Annotated in this window: 16 protein-coding genes and 1 pseudogene; 8 read left to right on the top strand and 9 right to left on the bottom strand. The window is 68.4% G+C overall.

Going from position 1 to position 17,300, the window contains the following annotated elements; genetic code table 11:
• Positions 1-78: 78 nt before the first annotated feature.
• The 3 genes from ABNX41_RS08370 (at position 79) to ABNX41_RS08360 (ending at position 2,877) form a co-directional block, all read left to right on the top strand.
• A complete protein-coding gene (locus ABNX41_RS08370) occupies positions 79-936 on the top strand; it encodes a tetratricopeptide repeat protein (RefSeq protein WP_438669265.1) in 858 nt (285 codons plus the stop codon).
• 4 nt (positions 937-940) lie between these two features.
• Entirely contained in the window at positions 941-1,441 is a 501-nt protein-coding gene (locus ABNX41_RS08365; RefSeq protein WP_438669264.1) for an A24 family peptidase, read from the top strand.
• A 200-nt stretch (positions 1,442-1,641) separates the two neighbouring features.
• Positions 1,642-2,877 (top strand): DUF8689 domain-containing protein, encoded by a 1,236-nt coding sequence (locus ABNX41_RS08360; RefSeq protein ID WP_438669362.1) that lies wholly within the window; start codon positions 1,642-1,644, stop codon positions 2,875-2,877.
• A gap of 71 nt (positions 2,878-2,948) precedes the next feature.
• Here the strand turns inward: ABNX41_RS08360 and ABNX41_RS08355 are convergent, their stop codons facing one another.
• Together ABNX41_RS08355 and mgtE are read right to left on the bottom strand one after the other, a co-directional pair.
• Entirely contained in the window at positions 2,949-3,527 is a 579-nt protein-coding gene (locus ABNX41_RS08355; RefSeq protein WP_438669361.1) for a 5-formyltetrahydrofolate cyclo-ligase, read from the bottom strand.
• A gap of 50 nt (positions 3,528-3,577) precedes the next feature.
• The gene (mgtE, locus tag ABNX41_RS08350) at positions 3,578-4,906 is read right to left on the bottom strand and encodes a magnesium transporter (RefSeq protein ID WP_438669360.1); all 1,329 of its coding nucleotides are present in this window, start codon (positions 4,904-4,906) and stop codon (positions 3,578-3,580) included.
• Between the two features lie 229 nt (positions 4,907-5,135).
• On the opposite strand from mgtE, the gene guaD reads away from it, so the two are divergent.
• A complete protein-coding gene (guaD, locus tag ABNX41_RS08345; RefSeq protein ID WP_438669263.1) occupies positions 5,136-6,419 on the top strand; it encodes a guanine deaminase in 1,284 nt (427 codons plus the stop codon).
• Positions 6,420-6,959: 540 nt separating this feature from the next.
• Here the strand turns inward: guaD and ABNX41_RS08340 are convergent.
• Together ABNX41_RS08340 and ABNX41_RS08335 are read right to left on the bottom strand one after the other, a co-directional pair.
• Positions 6,960-7,253 carry a hypothetical protein gene (locus ABNX41_RS08340; RefSeq protein WP_497883249.1) on the bottom strand — a complete coding sequence of 98 codons (294 nt, stop codon included), beginning with the start codon at positions 7,251-7,253 and terminating at the stop codon, positions 6,960-6,962.
• A pseudogene (locus tag ABNX41_RS08335) lies at positions 7,144-7,404 on the bottom strand (hypothetical protein); the annotation flags it as partial. The pseudogene ABNX41_RS08335 and the gene ABNX41_RS08340, both read right to left, overlap by 110 nt.
• A gap of 463 nt (positions 7,405-7,867) precedes the next feature.
• On the opposite strand from ABNX41_RS08335, the gene ABNX41_RS08330 reads away from it, so the two are divergent.
• The 4 genes from ABNX41_RS08330 to mobB all read left to right on the top strand — a co-directional run bounded on the left by ABNX41_RS08330 (position 7,868) and on the right by mobB (position 12,146).
• A complete protein-coding gene (locus tag ABNX41_RS08330) occupies positions 7,868-8,467 on the top strand; it encodes a hypothetical protein (RefSeq protein ID WP_438669260.1) in 600 nt (199 codons plus the stop codon).
• Between the two features lie 56 nt (positions 8,468-8,523).
• Entirely contained in the window at positions 8,524-9,120 is a 597-nt protein-coding gene (locus ABNX41_RS08325) for a TonB-dependent receptor domain-containing protein (protein ID WP_438669259.1), read from the top strand.
• 108 nt (positions 9,121-9,228) lie between these two features.
• Positions 9,229-10,077 (top strand): TroA family protein, encoded by an 849-nt coding sequence (locus ABNX41_RS08320; protein ID WP_438669258.1) that lies wholly within the window; start codon positions 9,229-9,231, stop codon positions 10,075-10,077.
• A gap of 329 nt (positions 10,078-10,406) precedes the next feature.
• A complete protein-coding gene (gene mobB / locus ABNX41_RS08315; RefSeq protein ID WP_438669257.1) occupies positions 10,407-12,146 on the top strand; it encodes a molybdopterin-guanine dinucleotide biosynthesis protein B in 1,740 nt (579 codons plus the stop codon).
• A 153-nt stretch (positions 12,147-12,299) separates the two neighbouring features.
• On the opposite strand, the gene ABNX41_RS08310 is transcribed toward mobB, so the two are convergent.
• The 5 genes from ABNX41_RS08310 to ABNX41_RS08290 form a co-directional block, all read right to left on the bottom strand.
• Entirely contained in the window at positions 12,300-12,812 is a 513-nt protein-coding gene (locus tag ABNX41_RS08310) for a DUF2478 domain-containing protein (protein ID WP_438669256.1), read from the bottom strand.
• A gap of 146 nt (positions 12,813-12,958) precedes the next feature.
• Positions 12,959-14,005 carry an ABC transporter ATP-binding protein gene (locus tag ABNX41_RS08305; protein ID WP_438669255.1) on the bottom strand — a complete coding sequence of 349 codons (1,047 nt, stop codon included), beginning with the start codon at positions 14,003-14,005 and terminating at the stop codon, positions 12,959-12,961.
• Between the two features lie 4 nt (positions 14,006-14,009).
• Positions 14,010-14,816: an ABC transporter permease gene (locus tag ABNX41_RS08300; RefSeq protein WP_438669359.1), complete on the bottom strand. Its 807-nt coding sequence runs from the start codon at positions 14,814-14,816 to the stop codon at positions 14,010-14,012.
• A 311-nt stretch (positions 14,817-15,127) separates the two neighbouring features.
• Positions 15,128-15,997, bottom strand: a complete 870-nt coding sequence (locus ABNX41_RS08295) for an ABC transporter permease (protein ID WP_438669254.1) — start codon at positions 15,995-15,997, stop codon at positions 15,128-15,130.
• A gap of 148 nt (positions 15,998-16,145) precedes the next feature.
• Complete coding sequence (locus tag ABNX41_RS08290) at positions 16,146-17,249, bottom strand: ABC transporter substrate-binding protein (RefSeq protein ID WP_438669253.1); 1,104 nt, start codon at positions 17,247-17,249, stop codon at positions 16,146-16,148.
• Positions 17,250-17,300: the final 51 nt, after the last annotated feature.

The raw sequence follows: 17,300 nt of genomic DNA, 5'->3' as shown, positions 1-17,300 counted from the left end.
CTGCGCCCTTCGACCGGCACGAAAACCGCCACAAAGGCGGCGCGAACAAAGACGGGCAGTCAACGAAAAGGACGCATAATGCGCCACCCTGTTTTGCTGATGCTGTGCCTTGGCGGCGCGGCCTTTCTGGCGGGCTGCCAGAGGACGAGCGACGCCCAGGTCCAGCGGGCCATCAAGGACGTCAACGTCATCGACGAATCGAACCTCAACGACATCATGCTCACCGTGGGCGACCCGAACGAGGCGGTGGCCTATTTCCAGGGCGCGCTCCAGAAGGATCCCGGCCGGGTCGATCTGATGCGCGGGCTGGCGAAATCGCTGGTGCGCGCCCAGAAGCCGGTCGAGGCCGCCCAGGTCTGGGAGGCGGTCGTCGCCTCGCCCCAGGGCACGGCGGAAGACCGGGTGATGCTGGCCGATGCCCAGATCCGCTCCAACCAATGGGACAAGGCCAAGGCCACGCTGAACGCCGTCCCCCCCACGCATGAGACCTTCGACCGCTACCGGCTGGAAGCGATGATCGCCGACAGCGAGAAGAACTGGAAGAAGGCCGACAGTTTCTACGAAATCGCCTCGGGGATGACGACGAAACCGGCGGGCGTCTTGAACAACTGGGGCTTTTCCAAGCTGACCCGGCAGGATTATCCGGGCGCCGAGCGGCTGTTCACCCGCGCGCTGACCTATGAGCCGGGCCTGTTCACCGCCAAGAACAATCTTGTCATGGCGCGCGCGGCGCAGCGCAAATACGACCTGCCCGTGGTCGAGATGAACCAGACCGAGCGGGCCGAGTTGCTTTACACCCTTGCGCTGGCGGCGATCAAGCAGGGCGATGTCTCGGTGGGCAAGGGTCTCTTGCAGCAGGCCGTCGACACCCATCCCCAGCATTTCGAAGCCGCGAGCCGCAGCCTCGCCGCCCTTGATGCCAATGTCAGGAACTGAAGCCGTGACCAATCCGACCGTTCACCAGGCCATTGTCCTTCTGCCCTTCGTCATCCCGGTCGCGATCTGGGTCGCCTGGACCGACCTGAAAGAGATGAAGATCCGCAACAAGGCGGTGATCGCCATGACCGCGATCTGGGCGCTGGTCGGCTGGTATGCGGTGGGCTGGGAAAGCTGGCTCTGGGGCTTTGCCATCATGGCCATCGTGCTGGCGCTTGGCTTTTTCGGCAATATGATCGGGCTTTTCGGGGCGGGGGATGCGAAATTCGCCGCCGCCATGGCCGGGGTCTTCGTCGGCGGCAGCCCCTGGTTCATCGCCGGGCTTTACGCGGTCTGCTCGATCGGGGCGCTGGTCCTGCACCGCATCCTCAAGCGCATCCCCGCCGTGCGCCGCGCCACCCCCGACTGGACCAGTTGGGAGCGCAAGAAGCTGTTTCCCATGGGGCTTTCGCTGTCCTCGATGCTGGTGATCTATCTTCTCGCCGCCTTCCTGCCCCAAGGCTGACAAATTCTTCCGTCATCCTGGGGACGCGAAGGGCAATCCGCCCGCGCTATCTAGGGCATGAGATGAACGCACCGATCGACCCCGCGGCCGTCCGGCCCGCCACGCAATCCTCCGCCGCACAATCCTCGGGCACCCAATCCTCGGGCACGCGATCCCCGGTCTCGCCGCGCAGCCTTGGCGATACCGGCATTTCCCCGGTGATGCTGCGCGACATCCTCTTGAAGACGATGTTCCGCACCAATCTGGACCAGGTCTCGGCGATCTCGCGCGCCATCTCGCTTCCCGTCCCGCTGACGCAGGAACTGATCGACCTCGCGCGCGGCCAGAGGCTGGTCGAGGCCACCGGCACGATGCATGCCAATTCCGGCAACGAAATGAGTTATCAACTGACCGACGGCGGCAAGGGCCGCGCGCTCGACGCGCTGTCGCAGTCGGAATATTACGGCGCCATCCCCGTGCCGCTGGCGCAATATGCCGAACAGGTCCGCCACCAGTCGATCCGCGACATCCGCCTGACGCGCGAGGCGCTGCTTGAGGGCATGGGCGGGCTGATCCTGCCGCCCGAGCTTCTGGGCAACCTTGGCCCGGCGGTCACCTCGGGGCGCTCGATCCTGATGTATGGCCCGCCGGGGAACGGCAAAAGCTCGATCAGCCACGGCATCCGCAAGGCCATCGGCGACAAGGTCTATGTGCCGCGCGCCATCGAATATGCGGGCCAGATCATCTCGGTCTACGACCCCATCGTGCATTCGGCGGCCGAGAGCGTGACCGACGACCCGAACTGCCTGCGCCGCACCTCGAACCGCTACGACCAGCGCTATGTCCGCTGCGAGCGGCCCTCGGTGATCACGGGGGGCGAACTCAGCCTCGACATGCTGGACCTGGCCTACAACCCGGTCTCGCGCACCTATCAGGCGCCTTTGCAGCTCAAGGCCACCGGCGGGATCTTCATCATCGACGACCTTGGCCGCCAGGCCGAGCCGCCGCAGAAGATCGTCAACCGCTGGATCGTGCCGCTTGAGGAAAGCCGCGACATCCTGGCGCTGCAATCGGGCGAGAAATTCACCGTGCCCTTCGACACGCTGGTGATCTTTTCGACCAACTTCCACCCCAACGAGATCTTCGACGGCGCGGCGCTGCGGCGGATCTTCTTCAAGATCAAGATCGACGGCCCCAATCAGGAAATGTTCCTGAAGATCTTCGCCATGGTGGCCCGCAAGCGCAAGATGCCGCTGGACGAGCGGGCGCTGATGCATCTGCTGAAGGTGAAATATCCCACCATCGGGATGAATTTCGCCAATTATCAGCCGACCTTCCTGATCGACCAGATGATCGCGATCTGCGAGTTCGAGGGCATTCCCTATCAGATGACCCCCGATCTGATCGACCGGGCCTGGTCGAACATGTTCGTGCGGCAGGAAGCCATCGCGCATTGAGGGCGCTGCGTCGGCCGGACCCCTGGCCTGCGCCACGCAGGGGATCAAGGCCGGGGCGCGCCCTGCCCCCTTCACGCGCCCGGCGGCTCGATCACGCCCGCCTCGGTGACGATGGCGTCCAGGGGCTGGTCGGTCGGCTCGACCGGCACCGCCTCGACCTCTTGCGCGGCGAAGGCAAAGCCCACAGCCCGCACCGGCGCCGCGCCCTCGGACAGGGCGGCCCGGGCGCGCAGACGCTCCAGCGTGCGGTCGTAGAAGCCGCCGCCATAGCCCAGCCGGAACCCCCTCGCATCGAAGGCCAGCAGCGGGACGATCAGCACCCGGGGCTCCAGCCAGGCGCCCTCGGCAGGGATCAGCGCGCGGAAGGCGCCCTCGACCAGCGGGCTGCCGGGCGACCATTCGCGGAACCGCAAGGGCAGGTCCCGGCCCTGGATCACCGGCAGGCAGACCGGCACCGGCGCGACGGCCAGGGCGGGGCGGGGGTCGATCTCGGTCTGGATCGGCATATAGCCCGCCAGCGCCCCCCCCTGCCGCGCCAGCAAGGCGCCCAGGTAGTCGGCCAGGAGTTCCGCCGCCTGGCCCTGCCCCCTCGCATGGGCCCCGGCCCGCGCTGCCCGCGCCTGCCCCCGCAGCCCCGCCTTCGCCTGCAGCCCCGCCTTCGCCTGCAGCGCCGCCTTTGCCTGGGCGGGGCCCTCCCCGCTCACAGCAAGAGCACCGAGGCGAGGCCGAGGAAGGCGAAGAAGCCTACCACATCCGTCACCGTCATCACGAATGTCCCCGAGGCCAGCGCCGGATCGAACCCCATCCGGTCCATCGCCAGCGGCACCAGGATCCCGGCCAGCGCCGCCACGCAAAGGTTGATGATCATCGCCATCGCCAGCACCGCCCCCAGCATCGGCAGGCCCAGGACGAACCACCCCACCGCCCCCATCAGCACCGCGAAGGACAGCCCGTTGACCACGCCCACCAGCGCCTCGCGCCGCACGACCCGCATCGCATTCGCCCCGGTCAGATCGCGCGAGGCCAGCGCGCGCACCGCGATGGTCAGGCTCTGCGTGCCCGCGATCCCGCCCATCGAGGCGATGATCGGCATCAGCGCCGCCAGGATGACGATCTGCGCGATGGTGCCGTCGAAAAGCCCGATCACCAGGGCCGAGACATTGGCGGTGATCAGGTTCACGAACAGCCAGGGGATGCGGCTTTTCACCGTTTCCCACACCCCGTCCTGGATCGAGCTTTCGTCGCCCACCCGCGCAAGGCGCAGCATGTCCTCCTCGTGTTCCTCGTCCAGCACGTTCATCGCGTCGTCGATGGTGATCACCCCCACCAGCCGCCCGCCCTGATCCACCACCGGGCAAGAGATCAGGTGATACTGGTTGAAGATCCAGGCCACATCGGCCTCGGGGTCGGTCGCCCTGACGGTGCGGAAGCTTTCCTCGGCGATCTCGCGCAGCGGGGTGTCGCGCGGCGCCGACAGGATGCGGCCCAGCGTGACATAGGCGACGGGGCGCAGCCTGGGGTCGATCAGGATCACATGGTAGAACTGGTCGGGCAGCGCCTGCGAGCTGCGCAGCCAGTCGATCGCCTCGCCCACGTTCCAGTGCTCGGGCGCGACCACCGTCTCGCGCTGCATCAGGCGGCCGGCGGAATATTCGGGATAGGACAGCGCCTGTTCGACCGCCACCCGGTCGGCGTCCTCCAGCGCCTCCAGGATCTTTTCCTGCGCCGGTTCGTCCAGATCCTCAAGGATGTCGACCACGTCGTCGGTGTCGAGTTCGCGCATCGCCTCGGCCACCACGGCCTCGGGCAGCGACTCGATCACCGATTCGCGGATCGAATCGTCGATCTCGGACAGCAGTTCGCCATCCACCCCGCCATGCCACAGCGCCAGCAGATCCTCGCGCTGCGCGGGCGAGATCTGTTCCAGGATGTCGGCCACATCCGCCGCATGCAGCGGATCCAGCAGCGAATCGATCCGCGCCGCATCGCCCGCCTCGACGGCGTCGAGCACAAGGCCAAGCCGCTCCATCGCGAGCTTCCCCCGGTTGCGATCGGAGTCGCGGTCTGCCTCGGTTTCCGTCATCGCCTGTCCTGAACCGCCCCGTGAAAGATTATCGCGACCATAGCCAAAGGTGTTTTCGCAAAACAGGGAAAAGCACCGGATTCCCTTTCGGCCGCAAGCGCCTATGCTGGCGGGCGCGGGTAACGGGCGCATGTAACAGGCGCAGTAACCGGCGCGGGTAACGAAAGGGCGACACATGGCCGATCTTCTTCTGGGACAGGTGCTGAGCTATCGGGGCGACCCTTTCGAGACGGGCGAGGATGCCGCCCGCCATATCGCCGATGGCGCGGTCCTGGTCGAGGCGGGCCGGATCCTGGATCTGGGCGAGGCCGGGGCGCTGACCGCCGCGCATCCCCGGGCCCGGCGCCACGATTACGGCCGCTGCCTGATCTCGGCCGGTTTCGTCGATGCCCATGTCCATTATCCCCAGACGGCGATGATCGCCTCCTGGGGCAAGCGGCTGATCGATTGGCTGAACGACTATACCTTCCCCGAGGAGATGCGCTTCGCCGATCCCGATTATGCCCGCGACATCGCCGGGCGCTATCTGGACATCGTGCTGGCGGGCGGCACGACCACGGTCTGCTCCTATGCCACGATCCATCCCGGCTCGGTCGATGCGCTGTTCGAGGCGGCGCAGGCGCGCGACATGCGGATCTATACCGGCAAGACCTGCATGGACAGGAACGCCCCCCCGGGCCTGCTGGACACCGCGCAAAGCGCCTATGACCAGTCCAGGGCGCTCTTGCGCAAATGGCACGGGCTGGACCGGCTGTCCTATGTGATCACGCCCCGCTTCTCGCCCACCTCGACGCCCGAGCAACTGGCGGCGATGGGGCAGTTGTGGAAGGAGCATCCCGATTGCCTGATGCAGACCCATCTGTCGGAACAGACCGACGAGATCGAATGGGTGAAGGCGCTTTTCCCGCAATCGCGCGACTATCTCGACACCTATGAGACCCAGGGCCTTCTGCGCGAAGGCGCGGTCTACGGCCATGCGATCTGGCTGACCGAGCGCGAAAAGGCCCGGCTGGTCGAGGCGGGGGCGAGCCTCGTGCATTGCCCGACCTCGAACACCTTCATCGGCTCGGGGTTGTTCGACATGGGGCTGGCGCGGCGGTTGCGGGTGGGGCTGGCAACCGACACCGGGGGGGGATCGTCGTTTTCCATGCTGCGCACCATGGCGGCGGCCTATGAGGTGGCGCAGCTTCGCCACAACCCGCTGCATCCGGCGCAATTGTGGTGGCTGGCGACCCAGGGCTCGGCCCGGGCGCTGCGGGCCGAGGAGCGGATCGGCAATATCGCCCCGGGGATGGAGGCCGATCTGGTGGTGGTGGACCTGGCCTCGACCCATCCGATCGAGCAGGCGACCCGGCGGGCCGAGACGCTGTGGCAGCAGATCTTCCCCACGATCATGATGGGCGACGACCGCGCCATCCGCGCGACCTGGGTGAACGGCAGGCCGGTCCCGCGCTCCTGAGCGCGGCTGTCCCGCGCGGTCGTCGGCGCGTGACCGGCTCCGGCCCGTCTCGCGGCCGGGGGGCAAAGCCGACCTGCGCCAGACAGGCGCCCCCGATCAGTCCGCAAAGCAAGGCATATCGCGGCTTTCGAACCGAGCTCCCGGCGGGCGGCCCCATGTCGACCCCGCGCGCCCTTGGCGCAGGGGTCGCAGCGGCGAGCGGGGGGGCGCCGAACCTGTTGCGGAAGAGCTTCGCGAAATTCGTGGCCGAATCATACCCCGCGTTCTGGCTGGCGTCCGGGACCGAAACCCCGCTCCGCAACCCGGCATAGGCCCGATCAAGCTGGAAGCCGCGAACGCATTCATGGACGCCGCAATCCTCCGAGGCCTGGAACAATCACTGCAACACGCGCGCTGACCCCGGCCTCGCGGGCGATGGACTCGGCGGCCGGATCCTCGGGCCGCGCGCCGCCGATCCAGGATTTCGCCCGCTCCAGCGCCGACAGGTTGCCCGGGGGCAGCGCGGCGCGGGGGATCGTATCGGTGGGCGGCCAGCGTCCCCTAGACCACCTGGATCGCGCGCCCCTCGAAACAAAGCGGCGCGAGCGGCTCGGACATCTCCTGCGGCCGCGTGATCTGGCTGATCAGTTCCACGAGGCGCGCAAATACATCCCGCGCGATACCGCCCGACGCCATCTCCGGCGGCAGGGCGGCCAGGAAACCGGCGCCGTCGCGGTTCAGCCATTCAAGGCTTGCCCAAACGATCACCTTGCGCACCGACCGGCGCCGCTTGGCCCGCCGTTCGAACAGTTCGGGCCGATGGCGCAGGGCCGATATGCCTCTTCGCCGCGCCATTGGCTCCGCCGATGCCGATCCCCTGCTCGCCGAAGCGCAGGTCCAGCGCATCGCCGAGCAGGAAGAGGCAGTAAAGACCGGGCGGGTGTTCCGAGCGCGACACCAGCGCATGCCATTCCTCCCCCTCGGCGGCATGCAGATGCAGCCCGGGCCGGAGCTCGCGGTTGAGGCCCCCACCACTCCATCAGCACGTCATCCGGCGCGAAGGCGGAAAGATCGGGCGGGTGGCGAATGGATTGGGCGGCCGTCACCCGCGACATGTCGCGGAAACGCAGCCGGACGGCCTGCCCCTGCCATTGCGTCGGCCCCGGGGCCGGATCTTGATCGGCCCCGCCATTTTCCGGCCCGCCCGGCATGCTGGAGCTTGCATTCATCGCGCCATCCCTACCCGCCGAATCCGCCCGGCAACACCGGCTTGACTGGCAGCCATAGGTCCCAGGTTGGCCTTCAAAGGTGGCGATGTGGTCGCGCCACCCGCCTGCCCACCTGCCTGCCCGTAGTCAAGAAATAGCTTACCCGACTGTTTTCTTGACAACTTTCTGGCAGGAGGAAAACCTTGAGCCGTTCCAGCACTCCATTCCGCCCGCAACGCCGGGGTCACGCGCGAGGTAGAGTTGCGCTTCGGATCGCCCGACCGGGCCGGGCTGGCCTTCGACTTCAGCCAGCCGCTGACCGAGGGCGGCAGGCTGCCGTTCCCGGTAACCGGCCTTGCCAGCGGCATTGATGGCAATGTCGACGGCTCAAGGACCGAACGCTACATGCTGGCGCCCTCGCTGACCCGGAAGATCTCGGAGACGACCGAACTGACGGTGCAGGCCGGGATCATCCGCGACCCCGGCCAACGACCATGCGCCGTTCCTGCCCGCCGTGGGCGTCCTCTTCGACCATCCGGCCGGGCTGGGCATTCCTATGATTTCAACCTCGAAGGCCCGGAATGGTCGGGGCTGGAACGGAAACAGAAATGGATCGGCTACGAGGTGACGCACCGCTTCTCGCCCGGTGTCATGCTGACGCACGCGCTGCGCTGCACGCACCTCGAAGCCGAGCAATACAGCATCATGGCGCCGCCCCTTGCCGCCATGGCCTGGGTCGATCCGAACGGGTCGGAGCTGTGCCGCCTCGGCTCGCGTTTCCTTGAGCACAGCAGGATGCCGGGCACCGACACGCGGCTGGAGTTCAGGTTCGAGACCGGCGCTGCCATGCTACCCTGCTGACCGGCCTCGACGACCCTGATCTCGATTCCGCCCGCGACCATACCACCTCGGTCGCGGTGCCGAACATCGACGATCTGAACCCGGTCTGCGGCATCGCGGCTTCGGCGCCCTTCACCCCTCACGCGACTGAGACGCGCGAGCAACCCGGCTTCTACCCGCAGGACAGGATGGAGATCGGCACCCTGACCGTGACGGCGGGCCTGCGCCACGACCGCTATGAATCCAGGGGCCGCACCACCACCCCGGCAACCGGCGCGACCACGCCATACGATGTCAAGGCCTCGAAAACCAGCGGCCGGATCGGCGCGACCTACGACTTCGGCAATGGCTTTGCCCCCTATGCAAGCTGCTCGTCCTCGTTCGAGCCGCAGTCCTCGGCGGTGACGGGGCTGGACGCCTCGGGCAATCTGGCCAGTTTCGAAGCGATGACCCGGCGGCAATGGGAGCTCGGCCTGCGCTATGAGCCGGGCAGTTTCCCGGGCCTTTTCACCGTCGCGCTGTTCGACATCCGCCGGCAGAACATGATCGTGTCAAGCGGCATCGCCAATCCCGGATGCAGCACGCCCGCCAATTGCTCGACCCGCAGGGCGAGGTCCGCTCGCGCGGGATCGAGCCTTAGGCCAGGGCCCAGATCGCCCGGGGCTTCGACCTGATCGGCCCTTACAGCCATACCACGGTCGGGAATACCCAGGGCGCCAATATCGGCAGGACACCGGCGGCGGCGCCGACCCATCAGGCCGCACTCCGGGCGCATTGCCGCTTTGGCGACGACACGGCGCTGGCCGGTCTGGCGATCGGTGGGGGGGGCGCCATGTCGGTTCAAGCCGGGGCGACGCATCGAACATCTACAAGGTGTCGGCTTAACCGTCGCCGACCTGTCGCTTTCCTGCGGTTTCGGCGCGCGCAATGCCGATCTGAAGGGGCTGAAGCTGAACCTCGCGGTCTCGAACCTGTTCGACAAGGAATATATCGCCTCCTGCCCGCTGGTGGGCGGCAGCACCAACAGGGCGGGCCTGACCGGATATCGCTTCCGGGGCGAGGGGCGCGTGGCGAACGCCTCGCTGAACGACAAGCGGCAAGGCGGGCGCGGGCGGGATGCAGAGGCCGGTGATGGACCTGTCCGATACGGCGGGAATCCCGGTGGCGCTGGTGGTTTTCTTCGCCCGCCCGCTGGAGAATACCGAACCCAGCCTGCGCCTTATGCGGCGAAGAGGCCCCGCGCCGTCGCGATCGCCGACCGCTACGCCGCCGGGCCCAGTCGGCTGGCCGGGCTGATCGACGGCGCGGAGCGTCCCGAGGTGATGATCCATCTCCATGCCGACGGAATGCCCTGCTGCACCCTGGTCGGCGACGGCGCCTTCGCCGACATGATCAAGGCCGCCGGAGGCCGCCTGCCCGAGGGCCTCTTCGCGGATGCCCCGACCCGTCAGTTCTCGGTCGAGGGCATGCTCTCCGCCACCCCCGATTTCTATATCTCGCCACCGGCTGCAGCCATGTCGCGGATCGCGGCGGCATGGCGCCCGGGCCTGGGCCGCATGGCGCTCGGGCCGGGGGTCTCGGCCGCTATCTGGCGCACGGGGCGACGCCCCGGTGCCCGAAGCCGCGCGTGAGAGCCGCGCTCTGGCCGTCCGGCACATGGTCAACGACACGCCACCGCATCTGGCGCGGCCCGGGGCGCTTGCCCTCGCGCGGCATCCGCGGTTGACCGGCCAGCCCGATCCCGGGGCGATGCTCGACTTTTTCACCTCCCGTTCGGCCCTGCCGCACAGCGGCACCTTCTGGTCCGGTGCCCGCTGCCGAAGATCTGACGCGCCCCGGGATCCAGCCCCGCCAGGCGCCTGCGGCGACTTCATGCCGCGCGGGACAAGCGGCGGGCTGGCCCCGGCGCATCCGGCATGGCAAAGCTTCTGGACACAGGGGCAAGACGGGCGCAGGCGGGATGCGGATCTACGGGATCACCGGGCGGAAGAATTCGGGCAAGACCACATTGGTCGAGCGTCTGGTCGCGGAATTCGCCGCGCGCGGGCTCCGGGTCTCGACGATCAAGCACAGCCATCACGCCGCGGGCCTCGACCGCCCCGGCACCGACAGCGACCGCCACCGCGCGGCGGGCGCCATCGAGGTCGTGCTGGCCGCGCCCAACGGATGGGCGCTGATGGGCGGCGCCGAACCGGGGCTGGAGGCGCATCTGGCGCGGCTCGCCCCGGTGGATCTGGTGCTGGTCGAAGGGTTCAAGACCGCCCCCCATGCCAAGATCGAAACCATTCGGCGCGGCGCGGCCGAACCGCCCCTGGCGCCCGGGCTCGGCTCGATCCGGGCGCTGGCCTCGGACCACCCTTTCGACCTGCCTGATCTCTCCCGGCCCGGCCTGCCCCGCTTCGATCTCGACGACATCCCCGCCATCGCCGATTTCATCGCCGCCGAGACCGGGCTCATCCCCCCGCCGCCGCCGCGCGGGCCGGGCCGGGACGCCCCGGTCGAAGAGGTCCTCGCCCGGCTGCGCGCCCGGATCCGGCCGATCACCACCCGGCTGACCCTGCCGCTGGAGGAAGCCGCCGGTCACATCCTGGCCGAAGAGGCCCGGGCCGCGCGCAGCCACCCGCCCATGTCGAATTCGGCGCTGGACGGCTATGGCTACGCCTTCGCCACGCTCGACCCCGCGGCGGGTCCGGTGCCGCTGGCGCCCGGCCGCGCCGCCCCCGGCGTCCCCTATCCCGGCACCGTGCCCCCCGGCCACGCCCTTCGCATCCTGACCGGCGCCGCCCTTCCCGAAGGGGTCGACACCGTGATCGCGCAGGAACGCACCCGCATGGCGCATGGCGGGATCGAACTTGCCGATCCGCCCGCAAGGCCCGGCGCCAATATCCGCCCGGCGGCCGAGGATGTGCGGCGCGGCGCCCCGATCCTGGCGCCCGGGCAAAGGCTCGGCCCGGCCGAGATCGGCCTCGCCGCCGCCACCGGCCTCACCCACCTGGTGGTGCGGCCCCGGCTGCGGGTGGGCGTGCTGTCGACCGGCGCCGAGCTGGCGCTCGACCACGCGGCGCCCGGGGTGATCCCCGGGGCGATCCCCGACGCGAACCGCCCGATGCTGATCGCGGCCCTGACGCGGCTGGGGCATGCGGCGCTGGACCTGGGCATCCTCGACGACGACCGCGACGCGATCCGCGACGCGCTGGACCGGGCGGCCGGTCTGGCCGATGCGATCGTGACCTCCGGCGGCGCCTCGGGCGGGGACGAGGACCACGTCTCGGCCCTCCTGCGCGCCGAGGGCGAACTCTCAAGCTGGCGCGTGGCGATGAAACCCGGCCGCCCGCTGGCGCTGGCGCATTGGAAAGGCGTGCCGGTCTTCGGCCTGCCCGGCAATCCGGTGGCCGCGATGACCTGCGCCATGGTCTTCGCCGCCCCCGCCCTGGCCCTGCGCGCGGGCGCGGGCTGGCGCCCGCCGCGCGGCCACCCGGTCATCGCCGGTTTCTCCCGCGACAAACCCGCCGGACGGCGCGAATACCTGCGCGCGCGCCTGAACGAACATGGCCTCGCCGAAGTCTTCCCCTCCGAGGGCTCGGCGCGGATCTCCAGCCTCGCCTGGGCCGACGGCCTCATCGAACTCCCCGAGGATCTGCAACGGATCCGCCCCGGCGACCGCCTGCACTACATCCCCTGGAGCGGCTTCGGCCTCTGACCCCCAAGGCCCAGATCCCCAAGACCCAGCCGCCCCAAGGATCCGCCCCCTGCCTCATTCTTCTTTGCAAAAATATCCCGGGGGTGAGGCCCGGCACGGGCCGAGGGGGCAGCGCCCCCTCCCCGCCCCGACCAGATCCCGAAGGCCGATCCCTCAGGCCGCGCGCTCGCGCCGCGCCGCGGCGATCCAGTCCAGCACGCCCTCGACCTCGCCCGGAAGCTCGGCCGCATGGCCATCGGCAAAGGCCAGGAACCCCTCCAGGAAATGATCGACCATGCCGACCACCACCGGGATCCCCTGCGACAACGCCTCGGCCAGGCTGTCGGCAAAGCCATGGCCCTCGGCCTCCTGCTTGCCGAACTTGTTCAGAAACAGCACATCCGCCCCCTCGACCCGGCGGGCGACGACCACGGCGGCTTCCTCCAGCGCGGCGGTGTCGAGACGGCATCCCGTCGCGCCCTCGCCCCGGTCGATGCTGATGCGGACCACCGGCCCCCCGGGCAGCAGATGCAGGTCCATATCGGCCTTGCGCCTGCCCGGGCGGTGGCTGTTCACCTGCACCGCCCCGGCCAGCGCCAGCCCCTGCGCCTTCAGCCGCGCCGCGACCTCGGCCAGAAGCCGGTCGGTCTCGCCGTCGCCGGGCAGGCAGACATAGCCAAGATGCAAGGCGTCCCTCCGTCAGTGGTCGGCTAGGCGGTTCGGTGCAGGCGATATGTTTGCCAGCATAGAACGCAAGCGGCCCCGCAGGCAAGTCACCACCCGAAGGGACGGCGCCGGATGGAGGGCACCGCACAAGGGATAGACGGCGCCTTTCAGCCCCGCAGCACGATCGCGTCCCGGCCCGAGAAGCTGATCTCGGTCGAGGAGCCCACCGGCGGCGGCGGGGTATCGGCGCGGTTGAACGTATCCAGGTCGACCAGCCCGCCCCCGGCCCGCGCCCTGAGCCGGATCACCGAGCCAAGGAAATGCACCTCCTCGATCACGGCGGGCAGCACCACCTCGCGCCCCTCGGCGCGGCCAAGGCGCACCGCCTCGGGGCGCAGGGCCAGTGCGACCGGCCCGGTGGCGCCATGCGGCTCGGCCAGAACGACGGGGGTGCCGCCGACGCTGACCAGATTGCCGCCCTGCGCCACCGCCTCGAACGTGTTCAGGGTGCCGACGAAATTCGCCACGAACCGTGTGGCCGGGCGGTTGTAGATCTCATGCGGGGGGCCGACCTGCTCGGCCACGCCGCCGTTCATCACCACGATCCGGTCCGAGATCGACAGCGCCTCTTCCTGGTCGTGGGTGACGAAGATCGCGGTGATGCCCAGCTCGCGCTGGATGTCGCGTATCTCGTTGCGCAGGGACACCCGCACCTTGGCGTCCAGCGCCGACAGCGGCTCGTCGAGCAAGAGCACCCGCGGCCGCGGCGCCAGCGCGCGGGCCAGCGCCACCCGCTGCTGCTGGCCACCCGAAAGCTGGAACGGATAATTGCCCGCCTTGTCCGGCAGGCCGATCAGATCCAGCATCTCGGTCACCCGGGCCTCGCGCTCGGCCCGGCCCACGCCCGCGACCTTCAGCCCGAAGCCCACATTCTCGGCCACCGTCAGGTTGGGAAACAGCGCATAGGCCTGGAACATCATGCCCACGTTGCGCTTCGAGGTCCTGACCCGGGTCAGGTCCTGGCCGTCGATCACGATCTTGCCCGAGGTGGGGGTCTCGAACCCCGCCACCATGCGCAGGACCGTGGTCTTGCCGCAGCCCGAGGGCCCCAGAAGCGAGATGAACTCGCCCTGTTCGACCGGCAGGTTGAAATCCTTGACGACGCGGTTGTCGCCGAAGCTTTTTTCCAGATGCTCGATGTCGAGATATGCCATGAGACTAGCGCGCGGCCCTTGTGTGTTTCTGCAACCGGGTGACCAGTTGGATCAGGCCCATGCAGGCCCAGGTGATGGCGAAAGCGATGACGGCCAGCGCGGCGGGCTCATAGGCCTTGTTGACACCGACAAGCTGAAGATAGGGGCCGAAAGCGGGCCGGTTCAGCAGCGCCGCCATGGTGAATTCGCCCATGACGATGGCCAGGGTGACGAAGGCGCCCGACAGGACCGCGACCAGCACATTGGGCAGGATCAGCCGCCCGAAGATCGTCAGCCAGCCCGCGCCGAGCGATTGCGCCGCCTCGGTCAGGGTGGCGATGTCGATGGCGCGCATGCCGGTGTCCACCGCGCGGTAAAGATAGGGCAGCGCGAGGATGGTATAGCCGAACATCAGAAGGATGTTGGTGCCCAGGTCCGATCCGGTCAGCGGCAGCCAGCTTGAGGTGTTGTAAAGCCGGATATAGCCGAAGACCACGACGATGGCCGGGATCACCAGGGGCAGCATGGTGATGAATTCGATCACCGGTCGCAGCCTCGGCATCCGCAGCCGCACCCAATAGGCGGTCGGCACCACGATCAGGACGCCGAAGACGATGGTCAGCCCCGCCATCATCACCGAATAAAGGAAAGTGCGCCGAAACGCCGGATCGCCCAGGACCGAGACATAGGCGTCGAAGGAATAGACCCCGCGCCGCATCGAGAGCGAGAATTCCGCCATGCCCAAGAGCGGCAGCACGAAGATCATCGTGCCCAGCACGAAGGCGGTCCAGCTCCACCAGCGCAGCGAGGTCCAGCCCGCCGCCAGCGCCATCCCCCAGGCGAAGGCCAGCAGATGCGGCGGCGCCACGCCCGTCTCCAGCGCCCGGATCAAAAGGACCGGCAGCGCGAAGGCCAGCGTCGCCAACGCCACGATCGCCACCACCGCGCGCAGGGGCAGCCGGGCCGCGAATTGAAAGACGAAGCCAAGCGCCAGCGCCGCCAGCAGCTTGCCGCCGTCATGGCCAAGCCGCCCGCCCAGCGAAAGCGCCATCTCGACCACCGCATTCAGCCAGTCGAAGGCCCGCAGCAAGGGCCAGGCCAGGCTGGCCAGCGCGCCCTCGATCCCGGAAAGCTCCGCGCCGTTCATTTCTGCCACCTTTCCGAGCGCGCCCGCAGCCACAGGTAGATGCCGTTGGACAGGCCGGTGATCACGATCATGCCGAAGGCCAGCGCATAGCCCAGGCCCGGATCGCCCAGCACGTCGCCCCGGATCTGCGAGAACAGAAGGATCGGCGCGATGTTGAGCTGCGGCCCCGCCAGCGCGAAGGCCGTCGCCACCGCGCCGAAGGAATTGGCGAAAAGCAGCGCGAAAGTGCCCAGCAACGGCGGGGTCAGGATCGGCAGCGCGATCATGCGCCAGTATTGCAACCCCGATGCGCCCAGCATCTCGGCCGCCTCGCGCCATTCGCGCTTTAGCCCGTCAAGCGCCGGCACGATGATCAGGATCATCAGCGGCACCTGGAAGAACAGATAGGTCAGGATCAGCCCCTGCGAGGAGAACAGGTTAAACCCCCAGGCCCGCAGGTTGATCCCGAACTCCGACCGCAGCCAAAGCGTGATCAGCCCCGCCGGGCCCAGCGTCGCGATGAAGGCGAAGGCCAGCGGAACGCCCGCGAAATTCGACGCCACCCCCGAGAATGTCAGCAAAGGCGCGCGGATGCCCTTGGGCAGCGCGCCGAAGACCACCGCCGCCGCCATGGCAAAGCCGATCAGGCAACCGATCAGCGCCGACCAGAAGCTGACCCGGATCGAGACCCAATAGGCATTGCGGATCGTGGTCGTGTTCAGGCCAAGGATATTGGCGAAGGTGAAACTGCCGTCGGGGGCGCGAAAGGCGCCGACCACGATGTAAAGCGCGGGCAGGATCAGGAAGAAGAAGACGAACAAAAAGAACGGCGCCACGCCCAGCCAGTTCGACAGGCCCGGACGAAAAGCAAAGCGCGGTGCGGCCATGCGCGGATCATTCCTTGACGAAAGACGGAGACGAAAGACGGAAAGCGGGGACGGGACGAAAGGTCCGAAACGAAACAGCAGGCGCGCGCCCGGTCGGTCAGGCTATCGGGGGCGGGCCGAGACCGACCCGCCCCCGGGGCCTGCCGGATCAGTCGACGACCGAAGCGCCGACCACGCTGTCCCAGCCCGCCTTGACGGCGTCGGAATTGGCGTTCACCGCCTCGATCGCCGGGAAGACCGCGACCGCATAGCCTTCGGGCGGAGGCAGCTTGTCCAGAAGCTCTTGCGGCACCACGCCCCGCTCGACCAGATCGTTGAAGCGGATCGGGTGGCAGTAGCCCGCCAGCCAGCCGAGCTGGCCTTCGTCGCTGTAGAGATACTCTTGCCACAGCTTCGCGGCATTGGGCTGCGGCGCATAGGCCGAGATCGCCTGGACATAGACGCCCGCGAGCGAGACGTCCGAAGGCACGATCACCTCGACCGGCGGGTTGCCGTTCAGACCGTCGCGCCAGGACAGGCCGTTGTAGTCCCAGGCGATGACGATGGGCGTGGTGCCCTGGGCCAGCGTGCCCGCCTTGCCGATGACCGGCACGAAATTCCCGGCCTCGTTCAGCTCCTTGAAGAACTGGAGACCGGCTTCGGCGGCCTCGGCGCCCGGCTCGGCGCCGCGCGCCATTCCAGCGGCAAGAATGCCCAGGATGGCCTGGTTCGAGGCGCGCGGATCGCCCGCCAGCGCCACCTGACCGGCATATTCGGGCTTGAGCAGATCGGCGAAGGAGGTCGGCACATTGTCCACGAGGTCGGTGTTCACCACCAGCGACATCACGCCGTAGTAGTCGCCATACCAATGGCCGTCGGCATCCTTGGCGTCATCGGGGATCGTGTCCCAGGTCGAGACCTTGTAGGGCGCAAGCAGCCCCTCGGCCTGCGCGGCGGGGCCGAAGGCCAGGCCCACGTCGATCACGTCGGGGGCCTGCGGGCCCTTGTTGTCCTTGTTGGCGCGAATCGCCTCAAGCTCGTCGGCGGAACCCGCGTCGGGGTTCAGCTCGTTCACGCTGATCTCGGGATATTTCGCCTTGAAGCCCGCGATCACATCGCCATAGCCGCACCACGAATGCGGCAGCGCGATGGTGGTCAGCATGCCTTCGGCCTTGGCGGCGGCCTCAAGCTCGGCCAGCGTCTGAGCCGAAACCGCCGAGCCAAGCATCGCGATGATGCTTGCCGTCGCGGCCAGTCTGGTTCTGAAGTTCATGGGTCTCTCCCCTGTTGGTGATCATCTTCGGCCTGTCCGTGGCGCGCGGCC

The organism is Pseudogemmobacter sonorensis, from assembly GCF_042762395.1.
Classification (GTDB): Bacteria; Pseudomonadota; Alphaproteobacteria; order Rhodobacterales; family Rhodobacteraceae; genus Pseudogemmobacter; species Pseudogemmobacter sonorensis.
Note: the sequence above shows the minus strand (reverse complement) of the source record. Positions and strands in the feature narration are given on the sequence as shown.